Annotated in this window: 14 protein-coding genes; 7 read left to right on the forward strand and 7 right to left on the reverse strand. The window is 42.2% G+C overall.

Translation table 11 applies throughout. The features are described 5' to 3' along the window. Positions 1–149: 149 nt before the first annotated feature. Genes Q0954_RS26715 through Q0954_RS26725 form a run of 3 tightly spaced genes read left to right on the forward strand, consistent with a single transcriptional unit; the run spans position 150 to position 2,625 of the window. Positions 150–1,391 (forward strand): hypothetical protein, encoded by a 1,242-nt coding sequence (locus Q0954_RS26715; protein WP_299462422.1) that lies wholly within the window; start codon positions 150–152, stop codon positions 1,389–1,391. After that, complete coding sequence (locus Q0954_RS26720; protein WP_299462425.1) at positions 1,391–2,125, forward strand: hypothetical protein; 735 nt, start codon at positions 1,391–1,393, stop codon at positions 2,123–2,125. The genes Q0954_RS26715 and Q0954_RS26720 overlap by 1 nt, the downstream gene beginning before the upstream one ends. Before the next feature lie 8 nt (positions 2,126–2,133). After that, positions 2,134–2,625 carry a hypothetical protein gene (locus tag Q0954_RS26725; RefSeq protein WP_299462428.1) on the forward strand — a complete coding sequence of 164 codons (492 nt, stop codon included), beginning with the start codon at positions 2,134–2,136 and terminating at the stop codon, positions 2,623–2,625. Positions 2,626–3,019: 394 nt separating this feature from the next. Here Q0954_RS26725 and Q0954_RS26730 read toward each other — a convergent pair whose 3' ends face one another. Continuing rightward, positions 3,020–4,435 (reverse strand): lactate utilization protein B, encoded by a 1,416-nt coding sequence (locus tag Q0954_RS26730; RefSeq protein ID WP_299462430.1) that lies wholly within the window; start codon positions 4,433–4,435, stop codon positions 3,020–3,022. Between the two features lie 515 nt (positions 4,436–4,950). Between Q0954_RS26730 and Q0954_RS26735 the strand changes: the two genes are divergently transcribed. Then, positions 4,951–5,985 carry a helix-turn-helix transcriptional regulator gene (locus Q0954_RS26735; protein WP_299462432.1) on the forward strand — a complete coding sequence of 345 codons (1,035 nt, stop codon included), beginning with the start codon at positions 4,951–4,953 and terminating at the stop codon, positions 5,983–5,985. A gap of 6 nt (positions 5,986–5,991) precedes the next feature. On the opposite strand, the gene Q0954_RS26740 is transcribed toward Q0954_RS26735, so the two are convergent. Together Q0954_RS26740 and Q0954_RS26745 are read right to left on the reverse strand one after the other, a co-directional pair. Then, positions 5,992–8,358, reverse strand: a complete 2,367-nt coding sequence (locus Q0954_RS26740; RefSeq protein ID WP_299462434.1) for a GH92 family glycosyl hydrolase — start codon at positions 8,356–8,358, stop codon at positions 5,992–5,994. 270 nt (positions 8,359–8,628) lie between these two features. After that, a complete protein-coding gene (locus tag Q0954_RS26745; protein WP_299462436.1) occupies positions 8,629–9,252 on the reverse strand; it encodes a nucleotidyltransferase family protein in 624 nt (207 codons plus the stop codon). A 456-nt stretch (positions 9,253–9,708) separates the two neighbouring features. On the opposite strand from Q0954_RS26745, the gene Q0954_RS26750 reads away from it, so the two are divergent. Then, the gene (locus tag Q0954_RS26750) at positions 9,709–10,290 is read left to right on the forward strand and encodes a HutD family protein (RefSeq protein WP_299462438.1); all 582 of its coding nucleotides are present in this window, start codon (positions 9,709–9,711) and stop codon (positions 10,288–10,290) included. A 37-nt stretch (positions 10,291–10,327) separates the two neighbouring features. After that, positions 10,328–11,230 (forward strand): cation diffusion facilitator family transporter, encoded by a 903-nt coding sequence (locus tag Q0954_RS26755; protein ID WP_299462441.1) that lies wholly within the window; start codon positions 10,328–10,330, stop codon positions 11,228–11,230. 13 nt (positions 11,231–11,243) lie between these two features. Here Q0954_RS26755 and Q0954_RS26760 read toward each other — a convergent pair whose 3' ends face one another. The 4 genes from Q0954_RS26760 to Q0954_RS26775 form a co-directional block, all read right to left on the reverse strand. Continuing rightward, positions 11,244–12,269, reverse strand: coding sequence for an ADP-ribosylglycohydrolase family protein (locus tag Q0954_RS26760; protein ID WP_299462444.1), 1,026 nt, complete (start codon positions 12,267–12,269; stop codon positions 11,244–11,246). After that, a complete protein-coding gene (locus Q0954_RS26765) occupies positions 12,266–13,039 on the reverse strand; it encodes an acyl-CoA desaturase (protein ID WP_299462447.1) in 774 nt (257 codons plus the stop codon). Before Q0954_RS26765 ends, Q0954_RS26760 begins: the two co-directional genes overlap by 4 nt. A gap of 172 nt (positions 13,040–13,211) precedes the next feature. Continuing rightward, on the reverse strand, positions 13,212–14,633 hold the full coding sequence (locus tag Q0954_RS26770) for a hypothetical protein (protein ID WP_299462450.1): 1,422 nt from the start codon (positions 14,631–14,633) through the stop codon (positions 13,212–13,214). A gap of 201 nt (positions 14,634–14,834) precedes the next feature. Continuing rightward, positions 14,835–18,455 carry a S8 family serine peptidase gene (locus Q0954_RS26775; protein ID WP_299462453.1) on the reverse strand — a complete coding sequence of 1,207 codons (3,621 nt, stop codon included), beginning with the start codon at positions 18,453–18,455 and terminating at the stop codon, positions 14,835–14,837. A gap of 159 nt (positions 18,456–18,614) precedes the next feature. Between Q0954_RS26775 and Q0954_RS26780 the strand changes: the two genes are divergently transcribed. Beyond that, positions 18,615–19,427 (forward strand): alpha/beta hydrolase, encoded by an 813-nt coding sequence (locus tag Q0954_RS26780; RefSeq protein ID WP_299462456.1) that lies wholly within the window; start codon positions 18,615–18,617, stop codon positions 19,425–19,427. Positions 19,428–19,666: the final 239 nt, after the last annotated feature.

Here is a 19,666-nt window from a genome sequence, read left to right on the forward strand (position 1 = left end):
TTCTCCTAAGTGCATTGCTTTTTTGAAGGTAAAGATAAAAATTAAGAAGAATATTCCGAAGTAGTGCGTTTAACCTAGAAAAAGCGCCTAAAAAATGCATTTTTCATTAAATATTTGTACATTTTAGTACAAAAAAAACCTGATTAAAAATGAAAAAACAAATATATCCTAATAAAAATATTAAGCCTGCTGGAATTACTCAAAATAAATCCTCAAAGACGCCTCAAGGTGCCTCCTTAAAACCGCCTCCTTATGGCATTTATGTAGCTGATAATCCAATACTTTTAAAGAGGAGAGATGATGTTGTAAGCAATAAAACTAGTACTAATAGAGATGATTTAGTAGAAACTTATTGGGGAACTTGGCGTTTTCAAGTTCAAGAAGCCCAATCAGGTTCCCAAACTGGCATTAATGTAGTCTTAGAATTTGTTCCAAACCCTGATAAAGTTGATGCATCATTAATTGAAATGGTACAAACAATACGCATGAAAGAGATGGGTAAGATCAATTATTTGATAGATACAGATTTAGAACATCAAAGTTATCGGAAAAAGCATAGTATTGCCCCCGAAGACGCCATTAAACTAAACAATCAAATAGCTCAAACAGACGCTGGAACTCATATAGATGCCTGGAATTATGATAGTAATCCTCTCTATCGTTTAGAAGGACAAAAGGGGGAAACCAAGCTTACACAGGGAAGAAAAGTAGATACTGAACTTAGTTCGTATCTAAGCGCACCAGGGCGTTGCTACAAAAAAAATCCACAGGATAAACAAAAAAGAATTGAGCCTGCTCGGGTAGTAGATATTCCTGGGTCTACCTTTAGCGGGATTCCTGTTAATAAACGTGTGAATTCTTATCAAGTATTAGAAACCACAGCTCTAGCAGTAGCAGGTAAGCAAAAAGGCCGTTATTATGGGGCGGTGCAATGGGGTTGGAGCATAGATAGTAATGGTAAGTATAAAATGTTACCTTTAAAAGTAATATCTCAAGGTGCTCCTAGTTCTTCATTTTTCAAAGCTTCTGAAATCTGGAATAAATCAAAAGCTATGGATTTAGAGGGAGACAAGGAAATAGAATACAATACAATCAACTTGCCCATAATGGATGTCAAAGTATTGAATCAAAATAATGTAAGACTAATGAGCAATCTAAAAAAAAGAGGAGCTTCGCTTTTGGCTACTCTTGATAAGGGGACCCGTTTCAGGATTTTAAATCATAGTAACTTTTTCAAAAGAAAATACAGTAGAAATCCAAATGTTAATTCAAATCAAATGCGCGTTGAAATAGTAGATGGGGAACACACAGGTAAAAGTGGATTTATTAATGCAACAACATTGTTACTAGATGAGAGTACTACTTGGCGTAACCAACAAAAGAAAAAATAATGAAGCGACAATTAATTTTAGTTTTAGTTCTTGTGAAACTTGGGTCTTTCTCTACTATAGCTACTGCTCAATACAATAGTAAAAAAATAGCAGACTATTTAAAAGAATATAAAGATCATGGCTTCATTTTTTCTCCTGATAGTATTTGGAACGGGTATTCTATAAATCGTGATTTATTAAAAATTATTGTGCATCCTAAAATTAGCGATCAGGCTAAATTGTACATTGACTTAAAGATCTCACACAAACTGTATGGTACATCATACCTTACAAAAAAAATGAAGGAGACACTCTCTCAACTCTATGCTAAGGCATTACGTAAAGCTTGTCAAGAGCCTTTTGGGGGCACTATTAATAACAATGAATCTTGGCCTTGGGGATATATTAATGAGCGCTTTCTATGGCGTGGTCCAGGAGCGCGAATTGGGCAACTTGGTAAAGCAATGATAAAGGCATTACGTCCTTTGTTAGATAATGACTGCCTGATTCAATTGAACACTTCTTATACCCACAGGAATTTAAAGGTACGAGTCAAAGACTACGCAGCGTATTATATAAGTCATCTACAAGGAAATCCACTTCTTTTAGGAAAGTATAAATCTTTTATAAAGCGGGATTTATTAATTCGTCAGCTAAAAGACACGCTGTCAAAAACGCTTCTGAGATCAAAAGAAGAGCTATTGGCTGACTTTATTATAAAAAAAAACAGGAAAATGATCTGTCAGAGTCAATAAAGGATAGCTTGTGGAAAAAACATAATAAAACTCTATTAACGCTCATTACTCACCCAGAAATTGATGATCAAATAAAACTTTATGTAGACTTAATTATCGGAAATCGTCAATTTAAGCTTACTGCCTTTGATAAACAAGCAAAACGAGAACTAGCTCGCTTATATGCCAAAGCATTGAAAATGACAGGTTATTATCCTCAATGGTTTTATAGTTCTGGCAACTCTTGGGCATTCATTGCCAGTGATCATCTTGGACTTGGTCCTGGTGTACGAGTTATGCAGCTAGGAAAAATCATCATCCCAGAACTCACTAGTTTGTTAGATGATAATTGTATTATTTATTCTCGTCGAAATGCCAACCACTTCAGGTTTAGAGTAAAAGATTATGCTGCATTCCTTATTGCTCGAATCAAAAAAATTCCATTGTTTTTAAATAAGCATAAATCTCCAAAAAAACGGGATGAATTGATAAAAAAACTGAAAGATCAATTAAGTAGGTAATTGCTCTAGATTAAAACTGATGCATACATAAACACTGAAAGTCCACTTTATCTTCAAAAAATCGTACCGAGCATCTTTGTGTTTAATTTTTCTTTCATGTGGTCCCTTTCACATGGGGATGTCTATTATTTACGGCTTGCCCCCGAAGTACAATGTCTAGTAGATAAAGGTTAATTGCTTGTAAGGTAATTAACCAACCAAAAACACCCCGCTCAAAAATAAAAAATGAACGAGGTGTTTTAATTTTATGTGATGCGTCAGCACCGTCGACTCTGGTCTGAACGTAAGCTTTCCCGACTACTGGCTTCCATTTGCTGATTTAATAAACCGTTAAAAATCAACATATACTGAAATTGGTAACTTCTTGAAAGCTTTAGGCTGTAAAATTTCCCAACTAACCCTTCTTCTTCGTTTCTTTCTTCGCCGCTTTCGCCAAACCCTTTTGTCTTTCTTTCCAGAGTTGGTTAAACGACTTAGGTGCTACTTCTATGTCTTCGCGCCTCTTTCCCCAGGTTTTCTTGAAAAAGCGCCTAAAAAATGCATTTTTCATGTGAGCACTGCCCAGGTTCATTCTACTACGTTTTTTCATACCTATTTTCCAGAGCCTAAAGCTAATGCGCTCGCTGCGGGGTGCCAGTTTTTGCTTGGTGCTTTCGTGCCTATTGAGCAACAATTGTTTGGGAATGTCTATTTTTACCGGGCACACCGCAGCACAAGCCCCACACAACGAACTGGCATAACTCAAATGTTTGAACTTTTCCATTCCGGCAAGGTTAGGTGTGATGATTGACCCAATAGGACCACTATAAGTCGTATTATAGGTGTGCCCACCAATGTTTTTGTACACCGGGCAGGCGTTCAGACAAGCCCCACAGCGGATACAGTTCAAGCCTTGGCGTTTTTCGGCGTCAGCCAGTAGTTTCGTTCGTCCATTGTCCAGCAACACCACATACATTTCGTCCGGACCGTCAGTTTCATCTTCTTGACGAGGTCCGCTTACAATGCTATTATACACTGTCAGGCGTTGCCCGGTACCACTGGTAGAGAGCAACGACCAAAACAAGTCGAGGTCTTGCATAGTAGGTATTACTTTCTCTATGCCCACAATGGCTATGTGCACTTTAGGAAAAGTAACCGACAAACGGGCATTGCCTTCGTTTTCGGTGATTGCCACACCACCCACATCAGCTACCAGGAAATTGCCCCCAGTAATACCAATCTCTGCGTCGGTGTACTTTTCGCGCAACAATCGTCGAGCCGTGAGGGTAAGTTCTACCGCATCATCGGTTTTGGGGGTTTGAAGTTTGGCGTGAAATATATCAGAAATATCTTCTTTGGAGAGGTGCATGGCGGGCGTTACAATATGATAAGGTTTTTGCCCGGCAAGTTGTACAATGTATTCGCCCAGATCAGTTTCTACTACCTCTACCTTGTTTTTTTCCAAAAACTCATTCAAATGAATTTCTTCGGTAGTCATCGACTTAGACTTTACCACCATTTTTGCCTCGTTTGCCTTAAAAATCTTGTCGATTTCTTGCAGGGCTTGTTGGTGGTTTTCTGCCCAAATTACCTTTCCTCCTTTGGCAGTAAAGTTTTTTTCAAACTCAAGTAAGTGAGTATCCAGACTGTCTATAGTCTGGGTTTTTATGTAAGCAGCCCGGCTGCGTGCCAGGTCATGATCATCGTATTGGGTCAACCCTTTGTCTACCGAGGTATGGTAGCGCCCCATATTAAAGCTAATCGTATTTCTATGCTTTATATCGAAAGCCTTTTTTTCGGCTGCGTCTTTAAAATCTTGTTCCAGACTCATAATTTCAGTGGCAATGAATGAAATAGTCCATAGCTTTTAGTCGATAGCCTTTCCGTGAGCATAAACACCTATTAAGTCTATTTTGCCCAAAAAGCATAAAAAGCATTGGAATATTGTGAATAACAAACTTACTACTAAAAAGTTATAAATGCCAATGGTAGAAGGCTCGAAGCTTTTTAATTATGAATGGTTTAATTACGAATTACGAATGGGTGCGAAGCTTTTTAATTACGAATGGTTCAATTACGAATTACGAATGGGCGCAAGCGATGCTAAAAGCCTATCGTAGTTCAAAAAAAAGCTAAAAGCTCCCTACAAACAGTTAAACAAAAGCTAAAGGCTAAAACTACACAGAAGAACAAAAAAAGCTAAAGGCTAACGGCTAAAGCTACACAGAAGAACAAAAAAAGCTAAAAGCTAAAGCCCATCGTAGCTCAAGAAAAAGCTAACCTGAGTATTGACTGATAACTTCCAGGCTTTTTGCTTATGTTGTTTAGGTAGCTTAATTTTACACTATGGAAAAGTACAGAGAAATATTGCTGGTATTGAGCAGTTTGGGAGTGTTAGAGAGTATTTTTTTTGGGTTATACCTGCTTACTATCCAAGGCGAACGCAAACTTGCCAACCGACTCTTATCTATCCTTATTTTTGCCCTAGCCCTACGCATCGGCAAGTCTGTTTTGCTTTACTTTTCCGACGATTTGCCCGATCACATCCGCAACTTTGGGCTGGGCGCCAAACTTGCCATAGGTCCTGCCTTGTACTTATATGTAAGGGCGTTTATCGAACAACAGCGTTTTCGTTTTAGGGCTGTTTATTTACTACATTTTGTGCCTTTTTTTATCTATGCCCTCATTGCTGCTTACGTTTCCAACCATACTGCTTTTGCCCCTTATCGCTTTATATTGCTCCAGTTTTTTATATACCTCATTCTTGCATTAGGGCATTGGCGTCAAGCCTTGCAGTCATCGTCATTGCAACCACATGAGCTTCGTTGGGTACGTAACCTTACCTTGGGTATATTCCTGGTTTGGTTGTCTTATACTTTGCATTATGTCAGGGTATTGCCCTATTATATTACGGGTGCTTTGATGTACTCCATAGTGGTATATGGGCTTATTTATGTAGCGCTCAAGCGCAATAGCCTATTTGTAGTAACACCTGCTCCGGAAAAATATAAAAACTCTAAAATTGCTCAAGACAAATCGCAAGACTTGTTGGAGCAGATTCTTACGTTTTTCGATACCGAACAACCTTTTTTAGATCCAGGGCTTACCCTCGACAAGGTAGCACAGAAACTCCATTTGGCTCCTCGTACCGTATCACAGGTAATCAATGAGCAACGCCAGCAAAACTTTTCTGACTTTATCAACACCTATCGTATTGGTCAAGCCCAGGTACTACTTCGCGATGCCCGATACCACCAACATACCATTGCCAGCATAGCCTACGAGAGCGGTTTCAATTCCTTGTCGGCATTTAATACCGCCTTCAAAAAAAACACCCAAACCACTCCCTCAGCTTTCCGGAAATTGGCAAAAAGTGGCTGAGTACCATCAATTTAGTTTAGGCTGCTTGCCCATGGTAAATACAATTTTCCCCCCGTTTACAATATCACTATGGGTCAGGTAGTTGCGCTTGATCTTTTGATCATTCACTTTTACCCCTTGTACATATACGTTTTCTTCACTTTGGTTTTCGACCACAATGACCAGTTGCTTCCCGTTTTCCAGTTGTAAGGTAGCTTTTTTTATCAAGGGGCTGCCAATAGCGTATTGGTCAGACCCCGGACATACCGGGTAAAACCCCAGCGAGCTAAATACATACCAGGCAGACATTTGCCCGGCATCGTCATTGCCACACAAGCCATCTACTTCATTGCTATACATTGTACGCATAATATTACGCACTCTTGCCTGTGTTTTCCAAGGCTGGTTAGTCCAATTATACAAGTAAGGTATATGGTGTCCAGGCTCGTTGCCGTGTACATAGTTGCCTATGATTCCATCGCGGGTAATGTCTTCATTTTTTTCAATGTATTTGTCATCTATGGGCATAGTAAACAACGAATCAAGTCGTTGGCTGAATTTGTCTTTGCCGCCCATCATCTCTATCATGTGGTCAATTCTATGAGGCACATACAGCCCATAGTTCCAGGCGTTGCCCTCAATAAATCCTTGCCCGTGAGTATCCATTGGGTCAAACTCAGGCTTCCATTTGCCATTGGCAAGTTTTGGACGCATAAAGCCCACCTTAGGGTCGTACAAGTTTTGGTAGTTTTTCGAACGTTGCAGATAGCGCACAGCTGTAGCGGTATCTTTTACTGCCTTTGCTACCTGGGCTATGCACCAATCGTTGTAGGCATACTCCAGGGTTTTCGACACCGACGAACTACTTTTATCTTCAGGCACATAGTGAAGTTGCATATAATCGCCTATTCCGTCAAAATACGTGCGGGTAGAGGTGCTTATACAAGCTTCCAAGGCAAGTTTTTTGTCAAAGTCGCCCACATTTTTGGCTATAGCATCTGCTATGACCGATGTAGCATGATAGCCAATCATACACCAGTTTTCATTGCCATAATGGCTCCAGATAGGCAGCATTCGGTGTACGCTTTGTTTGTAGTGTGCCAACATCGACTTGATCATGTCATTGTTGCGTTCAGGCTGTAAAATATTAAACAAAGGGTGCAAAGCCCGGTAAGTGTCCCACAGCGAAAAAATGGTATAATTGGTGAAATCTCTTGATCGGTGTATCTCCTGGTCGAGCCCCATGTAAGCGTCGTCTATATCTTCAAACACCACAGGACTAAGCATGGTGTGGTACAAGGCTGTGTAGAAAGTTTCTTTATCGGCAGGGGTGATGGTTTCTACCTGTAGTTTGCCCAACTCTTCATTCCATTTTTCCTGGGTTTCAGCCCTGGCCTTGTCAAAGTTCCAGTGAAGTAATTCTACTTTGATGTTTTTGAGCGCCCCTTGAGTACCTGTTGCTGACAAGGCAAACTTTACCTTGATTTTTTCGTTGGCTTCAGTGTCAAAATTAAAATATGCCCTCAAATTACGCCCTGACATTTCCGGAAAGTTTTCTTCTTCGTTAAACCTGCGGTAGAAACCTCCATATTGCTTGCGGTCATATTTTTTGTGCCCATAACTCTTAAAGGGTTTAGAAAACTGCATGGCAAAATACAGCCTTTTGTTGCGTGCCCAACCCGTAGTTTGGCGGTAACCTGTCACAGTAGAATCGTTTTCTATGCGTACAAAAGTCCACACGTTTTTATCCGGAAAATTGTAAATATTGTACACCAAGTCAAGAATAATGTGCGCACTGTCGCTCTTAGGAAAAGTATATTGGTGAAAACCCACCCGTTCGCTTGCGGTGAGTTCTGCCTTAATATTGTAATTGTCTAATTGCACGCTATAGTAACCCGGTTGGGCTTTTTCGTTAGCGTGCGAATACCTGGAATGCCAACCTGGGGTTGCCTTGCCACTGTCTGTTTTGCCTGGTTCGAGGTGCAGTTTTCCAGTAGTAGGCATCACCAAAAAATCGCCCAAATCTGAATGGCCTGTACCACTGAAATGCGTATGAGCAAAGCCAAAAATGGTAGAATCGCCATATTGATAGCCAGCGCAATAGCGGTAAGTTTCGCGGTTGTATTTACCATCAGGAGTCAGGTAAGGCTGTATATTGGTTGTGGGGCTGAGCTGCACCATGCCAAAAGGTGCAGTAGCCCCCGGAAAAGTATGCCCCATGTTTTTGGTGCCCACTAGTGGGCGTACATACTTTAGCAATCCAGTTGTCTTTTTTTTATTTGAGCCTGGTGTTTGTGCGCCTGTTGTGCCCGGTTTATTGGCAGGCTGGCAAGCTGTAAATGCGGTGATTATTCCCCAAAGCAGGTATAGAAAAGTGTAATTGAAGTGTTTCATTGATTTTTTGATGGTCATTCAAGTTGCAATTGTATAAATACCAGCGCCCAATATAGAGAACACATAGGGAAGTTCAAAAAAGAACAGGTGAGTTGGTTTATAGTAAACAACATATTATGAAGTCAAGCAAAGTTAAAAACCTCTCTAGCCGCAGAACAAAGTGCAAATTTTGGCAGGTTTTTCATCGTTCAATCAGAGATTCCACAAAGCGGAAAAAACAGCTGCCGTCTTCTTCGGCGTGATTGATGGAAAAAGTTGTTATTTTATTAATCAGCACCCCTTATTTGCAACCATCGCCTTGATTTGTTCAAAATCTTCTGGGGTGTCAGCGTCAAAAGCAGCCATTGGCAAATCAAAATAAGTCAATTGATCTAAGTGCTGCTTCATCACCTTTTTTGCTCCAGTTTTCCCTTTTAGCTGTAGTAAGTGTTCAAACAGGGCACGTTCAAATATGGCAGGTACCCCAAATGTACCACTATAAGCACTTGTGACTATAGGAGCAGTTTTTTGCTGATATAACCTAAGCATATCATGCAGCTTTTCTGCACTCACCAAAGGTTGGTCGGCAAGTAAAACCATGGTGGCTTTTGCCAAAGGGTTTATCTCCAGTATTTTGTTCATTCCTGTGGCAATAGAGCCTCCCATACCACTTGCCCAATCTTTGTTTACTACTGTGTGTACCCCTTTGCCAAAAGCATTCACCAGCGGCTGGGTTTGGGCAAGGTATGCCCCCAACACTACTACTACCGAGGTGGTGGGCAAGGTGGTAGCTTTTGCCAAACAAATCTCCAGTAAGCTTTGTCCATGGAGTTTAAGCAACTGCTTGGCTTGCCCCATACGGCTTGCTTTACCCGCGGCCAATATCATAATATCTAATTGAGGGTTTGTTTTCATGATAAGTTATAATTAAACAAAAATGGTTTTGGGGATAGGTTTTGACCAATTGTCTGAATACCAATCATTAATCAACCGAAGCTACAGCTTGCTGTGCTGAGCTCTGCTTCAGCTAATCCTGTAAATCTTAAAATCACTTTCATCTTAGTATAGTTGTTTGTTTAAAGTGCCGAAAGGCTGTAGCTGCTCTTATACTGATCCATATTGGTACTTTCTTGTGTTTGCACCTGCTGTGGCGCGAAAAATGGTTTTGTTATAAAGTACTGTTGACCAAGGCTCAGCTAAACTATTCGAACATTGGCAAAAGTTTATAGACTCAAAAACTACTCATTCTGTCAATGAGTCGCGAACAATTTACGCACAAAAGCTTTTTTCTGCTTTAAAAAATCCTACTTTAGTAAATTTGACAGAAATAAGAATTTTGATTAACATTGAAAAACAAAAATGCATAGTTCAATGAGCACTACCATTCTTACTGCAGAAAGTTTTCACGAGACTCAATGGGCAGGGGGGACTACCACCGAGTTTTTTATTTACCCCAGAACAGCGGTTTATAATCAACTCAACTTTAGCTTTAGGCTAAGTGCGGCTACTGTACAAGCAGATACCTCTGAGTTTACCTCATTGCCTGATGTTTCGCGGACACTAATGGTGCTCGATGGCACTATGACCCTTACCCACGAGGGGCAACACACTAGTCATTTAAATAAGTTTGACACTGATATGTTTGAGGGAAGTTGGAACACTACTTCGACAGGACAATGTACCGATTTTAACCTTATGACCATGGGCGATGCCCAAGGTACGCTTGAGGGGTTGGCAATTGATAAAAATCAAATCATAGATTACCCTCTTAAAACCTCCTCCAGTTGGTTTTTTATGTATGTATATGTGGGCAAGGCAAGTATTTACATCAACAACGAAAAGCATACGGTAAACCAAGGCGATGTATTGGTGCTCGAAAGCCCCAGCCTGATCAGTTTGCAGGTAAAAGGTCGCCAAGACAGCGAGTTGGTTTTCTGTCATATTCAGGCTTAATATTTGCCTTTACAGTTAAGCCATAACCCCACTGTATATGAACAACGAACAAGTTGCTATCAAAACCATTTACTTAAGCATAGCAGGCAATACCTTGTTGGCAATTGTTAAGTGGGTAACCGGATACTTTGGGCATTCTTACGCACTCATTGCTGATGGTATTGAATCTACCAGTGATATTTTTGCTTCATTGCTGGTTTTGTTTGGACTGCAGTATGCCAATCGTCCAGCCGACGAGAACCACCCTTATGGACATGGACGTGCCGAGCCACTCATTACTTTTGTTGTAGTGTTGTTTTTGGTAGGCTCTGCCGTGGTGATTGCCTACAGCAGCATCCGCAATATTTATACCCCACACCCGCTCCCCAGTCCTTATACCCTCATTGTATTGGGCGCCATCATTGCTTTCAAAGAAACCCTCTACCGCATTGCCAGTCGCAAGGCAAAAGAAGTCAACAGCTCCTCGCTCAGGGCAGATGCCTGGCACCATCGCAGCGATGCCATTACCTCAGTGGCTGCTTTTATTGGCATTTCGGTGGCTTTGTTGTTGGGCAAAAACTACGAAACTGCTGACGACTGGGCGGCTTTATTTGCTGCCGGGCTTATTTTGTACAACAGTTACCTTATATTTAGACCTGCCCTGGGCGAAGTCATGGACGAGCATTTGTACGATCCTGTGCTGCAGCAAGTGAGAGAAGTAGCGCAAGAAGTAGAAGGGGTGTTGGATACTGAGAAATGCCTGATAAGGAAAATGGGGCTTAAGTTTTATGTAGACCTACATACCATTGTAGACGCTGAAATTACGGTGAGGCAGGGGCACGAAATAGCCCATAAGCTCAAAGACACCCTCAAAGCAAAAATACCCGAACTTGCCGATGTACTCATTCATATTGAGCCTTATATAGAGGAGGTAAAGCGAGCTAAAGACCAAAAAGAGTAGGCGTTGAATTCCTTTAAAGCCAGTCATCAAAATCTTTGGCAACTTCAAGCAAGTAAGATCGGTTTTCTACTTGGTTAAGCATGAAGTTGGGTAGTGACCCAAGCCCAAACTTTCCCCCCAATATCCCAGTACACACCGAAGCCAGTGAGTCTACATCACCCCCTAGGTTTATTGCATATTGCAAACCTTCAAAAGCATTTTGGGCATGCTTGAGAATATATACTGTACTGATGGCAGTGAGCATGGCATCGGAGGGTAAACCATAGATACCCGGTAAAAAACGAGGGGCAGTGATCGGCTGTGTACCACATAGTACTTCATAGTGTGCGGTCTGTAGGTTTTTAGGAACAGGCAAGGCATCGGCTTGTGCCAATAAGTTTTCAGTTTCAGCGTCTAAGCCCTTGATTTGTTGTTGGCAATATCCCATCAAGTTAACCGGAGACCCCTCTTGCTTCAATAAAAAATGAGTTGCTTGGGCTACTAATATACTTGCTACATGGGCTTTGGGGTGGGGGTGAGTAGCGTTGGCATTGACTAGAGCATAAGGCGTAACCAAATGCATGGGAAGTAACCCTATAGGCACCACTCGCGATACAGGCGCATTACCCGGATAGGGGCGGTTTTGCTGGAAAGCTCGTACTTCGTCTATAGTCATTTTACCATCAAACACCCATTGCATTGAGCCATGACCGTTGCGTCCAAAACCATTTTGAGTAGTCCCCAATTGGTATTCTTGCCTAAAGCAATCGTATAATACATCAGGAGTAAATGTTTTGCCTGACATCAAGGCTTTCACCAAACCTATAGTCATCTCTGTGTCGTCGGTATAGCTCCAGGCAACATAGTTTTGGGTAAAAGCGTTGATTGGGGGAAAGTTGGGAGGTAAAGGAGACAAGTGGGCAGCAATAGAGCTTCGAGCATTAACAAGTTGGCTAAAATCAACGTTTTGTTGTATCCAGTGTCTATCCTGAAACTCTACCCCTGCACCAAAGGCATCACCAATGGCAATGCCTAATAGTATATCTTGAAAGCGTATCAACTTGCCACAGTTTCTTTTTGTTTTTCTTGTGTTTTGGTTACTTTTTCAGGTACCAGCCTGACAATATGCAATGCATCGAGCACCTTTATTACCACAAAAGTAGGATCTAGCTCGTGCCATTTGAATCCAAAGTTAGCCCGGCTCCCGTTGGCGTGGTGGTTGTTGTGGTAGCCTTCGCCCATCATAAACACATCGAGTGGCATAATATTATGGGCAGTGTCTTGCACCTCAAAGTTACGGTAACCATATTTATGCGCAATCCAGTTGATGATCACCCCATGCAAAGGTCCCATAATAAAGTGAATTGGCAAAAACAGGTACATCCACCAGTACTCGGCAAACACTACATAAAAAGCAATGTAAGACAGTCCCCACAAAATACGACTGATCCAGTTGTTGCCCCAACTGTCGAACCAATGCCATTTAGGCAAATCTTTCACGAATCGATCTTCCAGGTCAACACGCTTATTGTAAATGTCCATGTATACATTTTTGCTGCGCCACATCATAGCAAAAGGGCTGGCATCGTAAGATGGTGAATGAGGATCGTTTTCGGTGTCAGCATAAGCATGGTGCAAACGGTGCATAGCGCCGTAAGCATAAGGGCTCATGTAGGACGATCCTTGCGTAATGTAGGCAAAAACGAAAAAGTATTTTTCCCAAAAATTAGACATCGTAAACATCTTGTGAGCGGCATAACGATGAAGGAAAAATGTTTGTGAAAACAGGGATAGATACCAGTGGGTAGCTAAAAAAATAAAAATAATCATTCCTATAAAGTTTTTCTTGACGTGTAATTTAAGTTAGTTTTTTGATAGTTGTTGCATAAAGCACCATTTAAAAAATAACCATCTTAACTTATTTGCCATTTAATTGATTTCCAAAAGTAGGCTATTTTTAGGATATAGGTACAAATCACCTTTAAAAAAAATAAAAAGCACCTTATTTATATCTCAATGATTGACCTACCTCCAAACCAAGCTGCAAGGCCTTTTGTTCTATTTTGTCTAAAGAAAGTTGTGGAAACTTTAGTTGCAAAATGTTTTTCAGGTAATCATTCTGAGGGTGCGAAAACCGAACAAGAGTTGTATGGTATTTTCTTTTCATAAAATTGTTTACCCAAGCGTAAGCAGTAGGCTGTTTGCGTTGTAGTTTTTTCAAATACCTTACTACCTGCTTGTAAGGCACATTTGCTACCCTTAAGTTGCCAAAAACTGCTTCGGTAGTAGCGCCTTGGGGTATCATCAGCGTAAGCGCCTGCACTTGCCTTTTTACTTTGTTTTTGCGGGTATATTGCGTATAAAATTCGTGCATTCCTACCAAATACAAACTGTCAATATTTACCTTGAGCGTGTCATTACCTTGTATATAAGTCAGGTGTTGTTCAAAATCTCTTAGCTGCATTTTGTTAGCCTTTCGGCGAATAAAAGGCGCATTGGTGTGGTAATAAGCTCGTATTTTTTTTGCTCTAATCCCTTTGATCAAAGCTGCGCTCAACGAGAATGCCCCTTGATTGTATGCTTTATTGGAAGCTTGCCTTAAGTCTAGAGCTTGCCATAATGTAGTGCGTATTTTTCGTTTGCCCAATGGCATAAAATAGGGCTTAAGCTGCAAAGCAGTGTCAGGATTAAACCGAGGTACTTGCTTGCCATATACTTGAGCGTACATTAGATGATTAAGCGGTAAGGCTACCCGCCGATTATTGCCCAGTCCAGCATTATTATACATCATTTTGCCAGCATACCAATGCCGTTCAAGTGCCTCGTGCATACCTATTAACTGGCGTTTTTTTAGGGCAGGGTACCAAACAGCCTCCAGTGCCTCAAAGTGACGGGCACGGATCGACTTTCTAAACCTTCTTTTAAGGTACTTGCGTATCTGGGCATATTCAAAAGTAGCAATAGGCAGGTTTTTGTTTTGGATAGGGTTGAGGTAAAAAATACTCAAATACTCAATTTTTTCATCAAGTTTACCCCGTGTTTTATCAGTATCAATCATCAGTTGCAACTCAACTAAATGCATATCGGCGGGGCTTACCTCTACCGAGTCGCCCACTGCGTTGTCATAGTACTTGAGTCGTTGCCGAAAAGCCCCTGGTGTCATTGTGCGGACAGTATGCTTTGGGGTAGAGAGCGCATAGTAATAAGGGGTGATTTTTTTTGCTAAAACACCCGCTATGAGCCAGCGCCCCAGCTCTTGCTGCGGTAGCAAGTATGCCTGGTTGCGTGCATCGTTGAGCCGTATTTGGTAGTGCAAGCTAATCTTTACTTTATGAGCACTTATAGGAGTAATTCTGGGGGTGTTTTGTGCCTTAGCCCAAGTAATCAATAGCATAAGTAGACCTGCCGTCAGTAGTTTTCTCATAGTATAATGTTTAAAAAAGTGCTACCACCAGAGTATAATAGCTTGTAGTCAAGCCTCCTGCGGTTAAAGCTTCACATTTAGCATGTTAAGCCAAGTTATTCTACCATAGTTATATTTCATAGTTTTTCTGCATAAAAAATCCCGTCTGGCTACTTTGCCAAACAGGATTCTAAAATATTTTAGTTATTAAGCTGATGCCACTTATCGGGCGTGAATAATGACTCGCTTAGTCAAGACATCATCGCCCCATTTTATTTGTAAAATATACACACCTGGAGGCAAGTGAGATTGGTTGACTTGTATTGTCTGTGCGCCTTTGTGCGGGGTTGGTTGGTGGTACAACACCTGCCCATGTACATTGGTCAGGCGTACCAGGGCTTTGGCAGGTAAGGCAGGCAAAGCTAACTTAAATACCCCCTCCGAAGGGTTAGGATACAGTTTTATTTGTTGTTTGAGCCTCTCTGCTACCCCTACTGTAAAACTATTGATGACGGTTAGGTTTTTGGTGGTAGTAGTTTTACACCCATTGGAGTGAGTGGTAGTAAGGCGTATGGTGTAATTGCCTACAGTGGTAAACAACTGGAGCGGGTTAGCTTCTGCCGAAGTATTGCCATTGCCAAAATCCCATTGATAAGCCGCCACCGCTGTATTTGTGTTTTTAAAGCTCAAAGTATCATTTACCCCACCTATGTCCAGAGTATCAGTACGGGTTACTATAGCGTCGGTATTGCCGCTACAATCTAACACTACCAAAGGTTTAACAAACGAGTGAGTACAGCCAGCCGCTGAAGTGGTAGTAAGTTTGACCTGGTAAGTGCCTGCTGTGCTGTAGATTTGGGCTGAAGGCGCATTGCCACTAAAAGTTTGTCCATTGCCAAAGTCCCAGTTCCACTGGTTGGCGCCTGTACTTAGGTCATTCAAGCCCACCGTTCCGTTTACCTCTATAGTATCTTGCGATAAAGTAAAACTGGCGGTAGGTTGGGTTACATTTACAATGACCTGTTTGGCGGCACTTGCTTCAAGAGAGTCTTTGTTTACTATATAAAAAGTATCTGTCACACTTACGTTATTGATGCTGAGCGAACGCCCGGTATGCAGTGGTAAGCCAGGGGGAGGCGCAGCGTAAAACTCAAAGGTAGTGCCGTTAGATGGGGCCAAAGAGATACTACTGCCTGGGCATACCGTGGGGTTGTTAAGGTTGGGCAAAGGGGCTGTTTTGGCGATCAAAAACTGCTTTTTCGCGTTATGACTCACTGTTTTAAGGTCGTTTAGGTTATCGGCTACCATCAAGGCAAAAGCCACTGTGCGGGTTTCATTATGGGCAAGGTTGCTCAGTTGTGCCCCTACTACATGTGATACGTCAGCGTTATTGGCGGCATTGTTGGTACTCAAATCAGTGTTCGACAAGGCGGTAAACTTTTCGGAAGTAGTAAAGTCACCACTAATATTGAGCGTGGCCGAAGAGTTGCTGATGGCACGGTAGGTAGGCGTTTGGTTTTGGGTAGTAAGCAACTTTATCCCGGCATAGGTGCTGCCATTGTGCACATAGCCAAAGCTACTATCGGCTTCCCAAGCCACCGAATTATCCTGAAAGTCGCCTATGTTCCAATCGGCAAATATGCCTGCATACAAATGGCTGATCGTGGTGCCGCTCACGTTCCGTAGTTTGTATTCTACAATAATAAAATGATTTTTATTCGTACCCCTCCAGGCGCGGGTGCGTTGTTGCACTTCTATATTGATCCGTTCTGTATTGTTAGTTATATCTTCATACACTGTGGTCACATCCTGTAAAGTATCATTATTTATTAAATACTGAATACTCGATTGCGCAGAGGTAAACTTGTCATCACGGGTAAGACTAAAGTTAGTTTCGGTGGCTTTTACCCGGTTTGACACCTTGCTATTGCTTGTGCCCAACATCAAGCCTGCTTCGCTCAGTATAATTTTTCCCTTGTAATTGAGCCCCAGGTTAAAAGTAGCTCCAGGATCATCGTAAATTCCAAGCCTGCCTACATCGTTTATGCTAAGCTTTAGTTCATTGGCAGTGAGGTTGATCATACGATTACCCGAAGTAAAAGTAGGGTTGAGGGTCTCGTAAAAAGACAAGGTGTGCAGGGTAGTAGCGCCATCTTTGAAGGTAAGCGTAAAAAACGCCTTGGTATCGGCGGGGGTGTTGGCGGCTATGCTCAAACCAAAAGGCGCGGCAAAATTATCAATAGTGCTCAAGGTGCCTACTGCCCCCAATGTGGCCGTGTTTTGACTCAGGGTAACAAAAGCAGAAGTGGTGCTCAACTCTACCTGAAGGTTGGCAATTGCGGTAAGCTGATTTTTGAAACTACATACCAGCTGAGCGGTAGTACCTGCTTTGGCGAGCGGATCTTTGAACGAATGAGTAGACAAAGCAACAAATTTGGGGTTTACCTCAGTCAGTGCCTGGTGTATGTCTACCATACCCGACCCCAGCTTGCCTGTGTAGCTACTGTTGGCAGCCACACCGTATACCATACTGGCGTTTGCTGTAGCGCGCAGACGGGCTATTACCTGAGCCGCGTTTAGGCTGGGATACTGTACCCTTACTAAAGCTGCTGCACCAGTGACTATAGGAGCCGAAAACGAAGTACCAGCAGCATCAATTACTGTATTGCCCTTGGTCAGTGTTCTTATACTTTGCCCAGGGGCAATCAGCCCTACTTTTTCGTTAAAATCAACTGTGCTCATTTTTTCGTCGGTCTGATTGGAGCCCGTCACGCTCAGTACAATGCCTTCATAAGAAGCTGGGTACCAATAACGTTCTGTTCCAGTGGTAAAAGTTTCAATATCTTGCCCGGCAGCGGCTACCAACACCACGTCATATTTTTCTACAATGGCAGTCAAAAAATCACGTTCAAAGCGACTGGCTTGCCCTGGACGCCCCCAAGACATATTAATTACTTTGGCTCCGTTGGCGGCAGCGGTTTGTACGCCCCCCCAGGGGTTGGTCAGCTGCCCTGTGTCGTCGCTTGCTTTTACCGCAATATATCTACAGTTATAGCCTATGCCTGCGATGTTGAGCGCATTGTTGGGAGTAGCCGAGGTAATGCCCAGTGCCTGGGTACCGTGCGCGTCTTGGGTGCCAGCATAAGTCAGGTTATTATCGCTTGAAAATACATTGCCTACATCTATTGCCCCAAAAAAATTGCCAGCCAAATCGCCGTGTGCTGCCGGAATAGTCAAGTCAATCTCAAAACCAAAATCAACTACCCCTATCAACATCGAGGGTGTTCCCTGTTGTACATCCCAGGCTTGCTTGGCTTTTACCTTGTCCAGGTAATATTGGTTGCTGAGTTCTGGGTCGTTGGGGTTGAGCACAGCCTTGGTGGAGGGTTTACCCTTGAGCGCTCGAAAATTGGTATATACTGGCTCAGCATATATTACCTGTGGGTCTTGTCTAAGTTGGCTAATGGCCTGTTCCAGGTTTACACTCAAAGGTAGCGACACAGTATAAATACCTGAAAGCCGCATCAAACCATTGCTGGCTAGTTCGTTTTTGGCAAGTTTATCATCATTGGCAGTGGTTTTGGGCAACAACCCATGCGGAAACTTCTCAACTGGCTGAGTCGCCTTTAGTTCGTTCAACATTTTGGGTTGTTGGTAGCTCAAGGTCTGGTTACGCCCATAAGTAGGTGCTTGAGTGGTGGCAGGCTTTAGTTTGTATACTATAGTACCAGGTTGGTAGTCTTTGACACTGGTATGGGAAGAAAAACGAAAAGCTCCTTGTTGGGCATGGGTAGAGAAAGCAATGATAAAAAAACAATAAATGAAATAAATGGTCTGCTTCATAAACGACTTAAAAATTCAACTATACGTGATTAATTTTATAACTATACGAAATTGATCATCGACAAGGCTCAAGTCGCCGTAGTTTTTTGCTTTATCGCAAGTCTTTTAGTTTATTAGCGTTAAAATAGCTTATTTTTCAACGTTAAACTCCCACAAACAGTGTTTCATACCCTACCCGACGGCTCAAAAATGTACTATGAAGTACAGGGCAACCTTGATGCAGACAAAACTTTGGTTTTTTTAGGTGGCTTGTCACAGTCTACCATTGCCTGGGGAGGCTATCTGCCCAAACTTAAAGAAAACTATCGAATTGTCTTGGTCGATCTCATTTTTCAGGGACAATCTGATGCTCCGGCAGAGGCACGTTCATTTGAAGACCACGCAAACGAAGTAAAACACTTGTTAGATGCGCTCAAATTTGAGAATGTTTACCTGATTGGCATTTCGTACGGTGGGGCGGTGAGCCTACGACTCCTGGTCAACTATCCCGATGCAGTCACCAAAAGTATCATTATGGCATCTTTTGCCCACAAGCCCCCCATGTTCGACGCCTTTGGGGTGTCTTGGTTTAGTGCTTTGCAAGCAGGAGGCTACCCGTTGATGCTAGATGTGATGTTGCCTGCGGTATTGGGGCGTTCTTATTTTGAGAACCCTTTGATTCCTATAGAGGCGATAAAAACTGGCAGAAGAGATTTGCACTTGCCTACTACCAATCTGATGAAACTGATGCAGGCAACTGCCGAAAGTGGCGACTACCGAAAGGAATTGGCTAAAATCAAAGTTCCCGTAAGGGTAATAGTAGGGGAGGAAGATATTTTGTGCACCCCGGCCATCAATCAGGCTATAGCCGACCATATTCCTAATAGCGACCTGAAACGCATACCTAAGGCTGGTCATACGCTCAACCTGGAGGCAATCCCCCAAACCATGGAGTTGATCATCGATTTTGTAGAGAGTACAGTGACTGTGTAGGGGTGAGGTAGCAGTAAGTACTCTACCCAGCTTTTGACTTCGTTGAGCTCAGCACAGTAAAACTGCCCGATGAATCGAGATTTAGAAATAGATTCGGTTTTTCAAAAGTACCATCATCGCCTCAGCTCGTGTCTCCACCATAGCCGTCAGGCTAATATTTTTGGTTGTTCTATTCAATGTATGATGAGTAAACCTTGGTTTCTATAGTGAAAAAATAGTTTGAAAGCTGCTTTGTGATA

It is taken from the genome of uncultured Microscilla sp., assembly GCF_947493425.1.
GTDB lineage: Bacteria > Bacteroidota > Bacteroidia > Cytophagales > Microscillaceae > Microscilla.

Bases quoted from the DNA above. Each gene is read 5' to 3' on its own strand.
- Q0954_RS26715 (WP_299462422.1), top strand. From the start codon at position 150: ATGAAAAAACAAATATATCCTAATAAAAATATTAAGCCTGCTGGAATT.
- Q0954_RS26750 (WP_299462438.1), top strand. From the start codon at position 9,709: ATGAGCACTACCATTCTTACTGCAGAAAGTTTTCACGAGACTCAATGG.
- Q0954_RS26775 (WP_299462453.1), bottom strand. From the start codon at position 18,455: ATGAAGCAGACCATTTATTTCATTTATTGTTTTTTTATCATTGCTTTC.
- Q0954_RS26735 (WP_299462432.1), top strand. From the start codon at position 4,951: ATGGAAAAGTACAGAGAAATATTGCTGGTATTGAGCAGTTTGGGAGTG.
- Q0954_RS26740 (WP_299462434.1), bottom strand. From the start codon at position 8,358: ATGAAACACTTCAATTACACTTTTCTATACCTGCTTTGGGGAATAATC.
- Q0954_RS26765 (WP_299462447.1), bottom strand. From the start codon at position 13,039: ATGATTATTTTTATTTTTTTAGCTACCCACTGGTATCTATCCCTGTTT.
- Q0954_RS26770 (WP_299462450.1), bottom strand. From the start codon at position 14,633: ATGAGAAAACTACTGACGGCAGGTCTACTTATGCTATTGATTACTTGG.
- Q0954_RS26730 (WP_299462430.1), bottom strand. From the start codon at position 4,435: ATGAGTCTGGAACAAGATTTTAAAGACGCAGCCGAAAAAAAGGCTTTC.
- Q0954_RS26720 (WP_299462425.1), top strand. From the start codon at position 1,391: ATGAAGCGACAATTAATTTTAGTTTTAGTTCTTGTGAAACTTGGGTCT.
- Q0954_RS26755 (WP_299462441.1), top strand. From the start codon at position 10,328: ATGAACAACGAACAAGTTGCTATCAAAACCATTTACTTAAGCATAGCA.
- Q0954_RS26745 (WP_299462436.1), bottom strand. From the start codon at position 9,252: ATGAAAACAAACCCTCAATTAGATATTATGATATTGGCCGCGGGTAAA.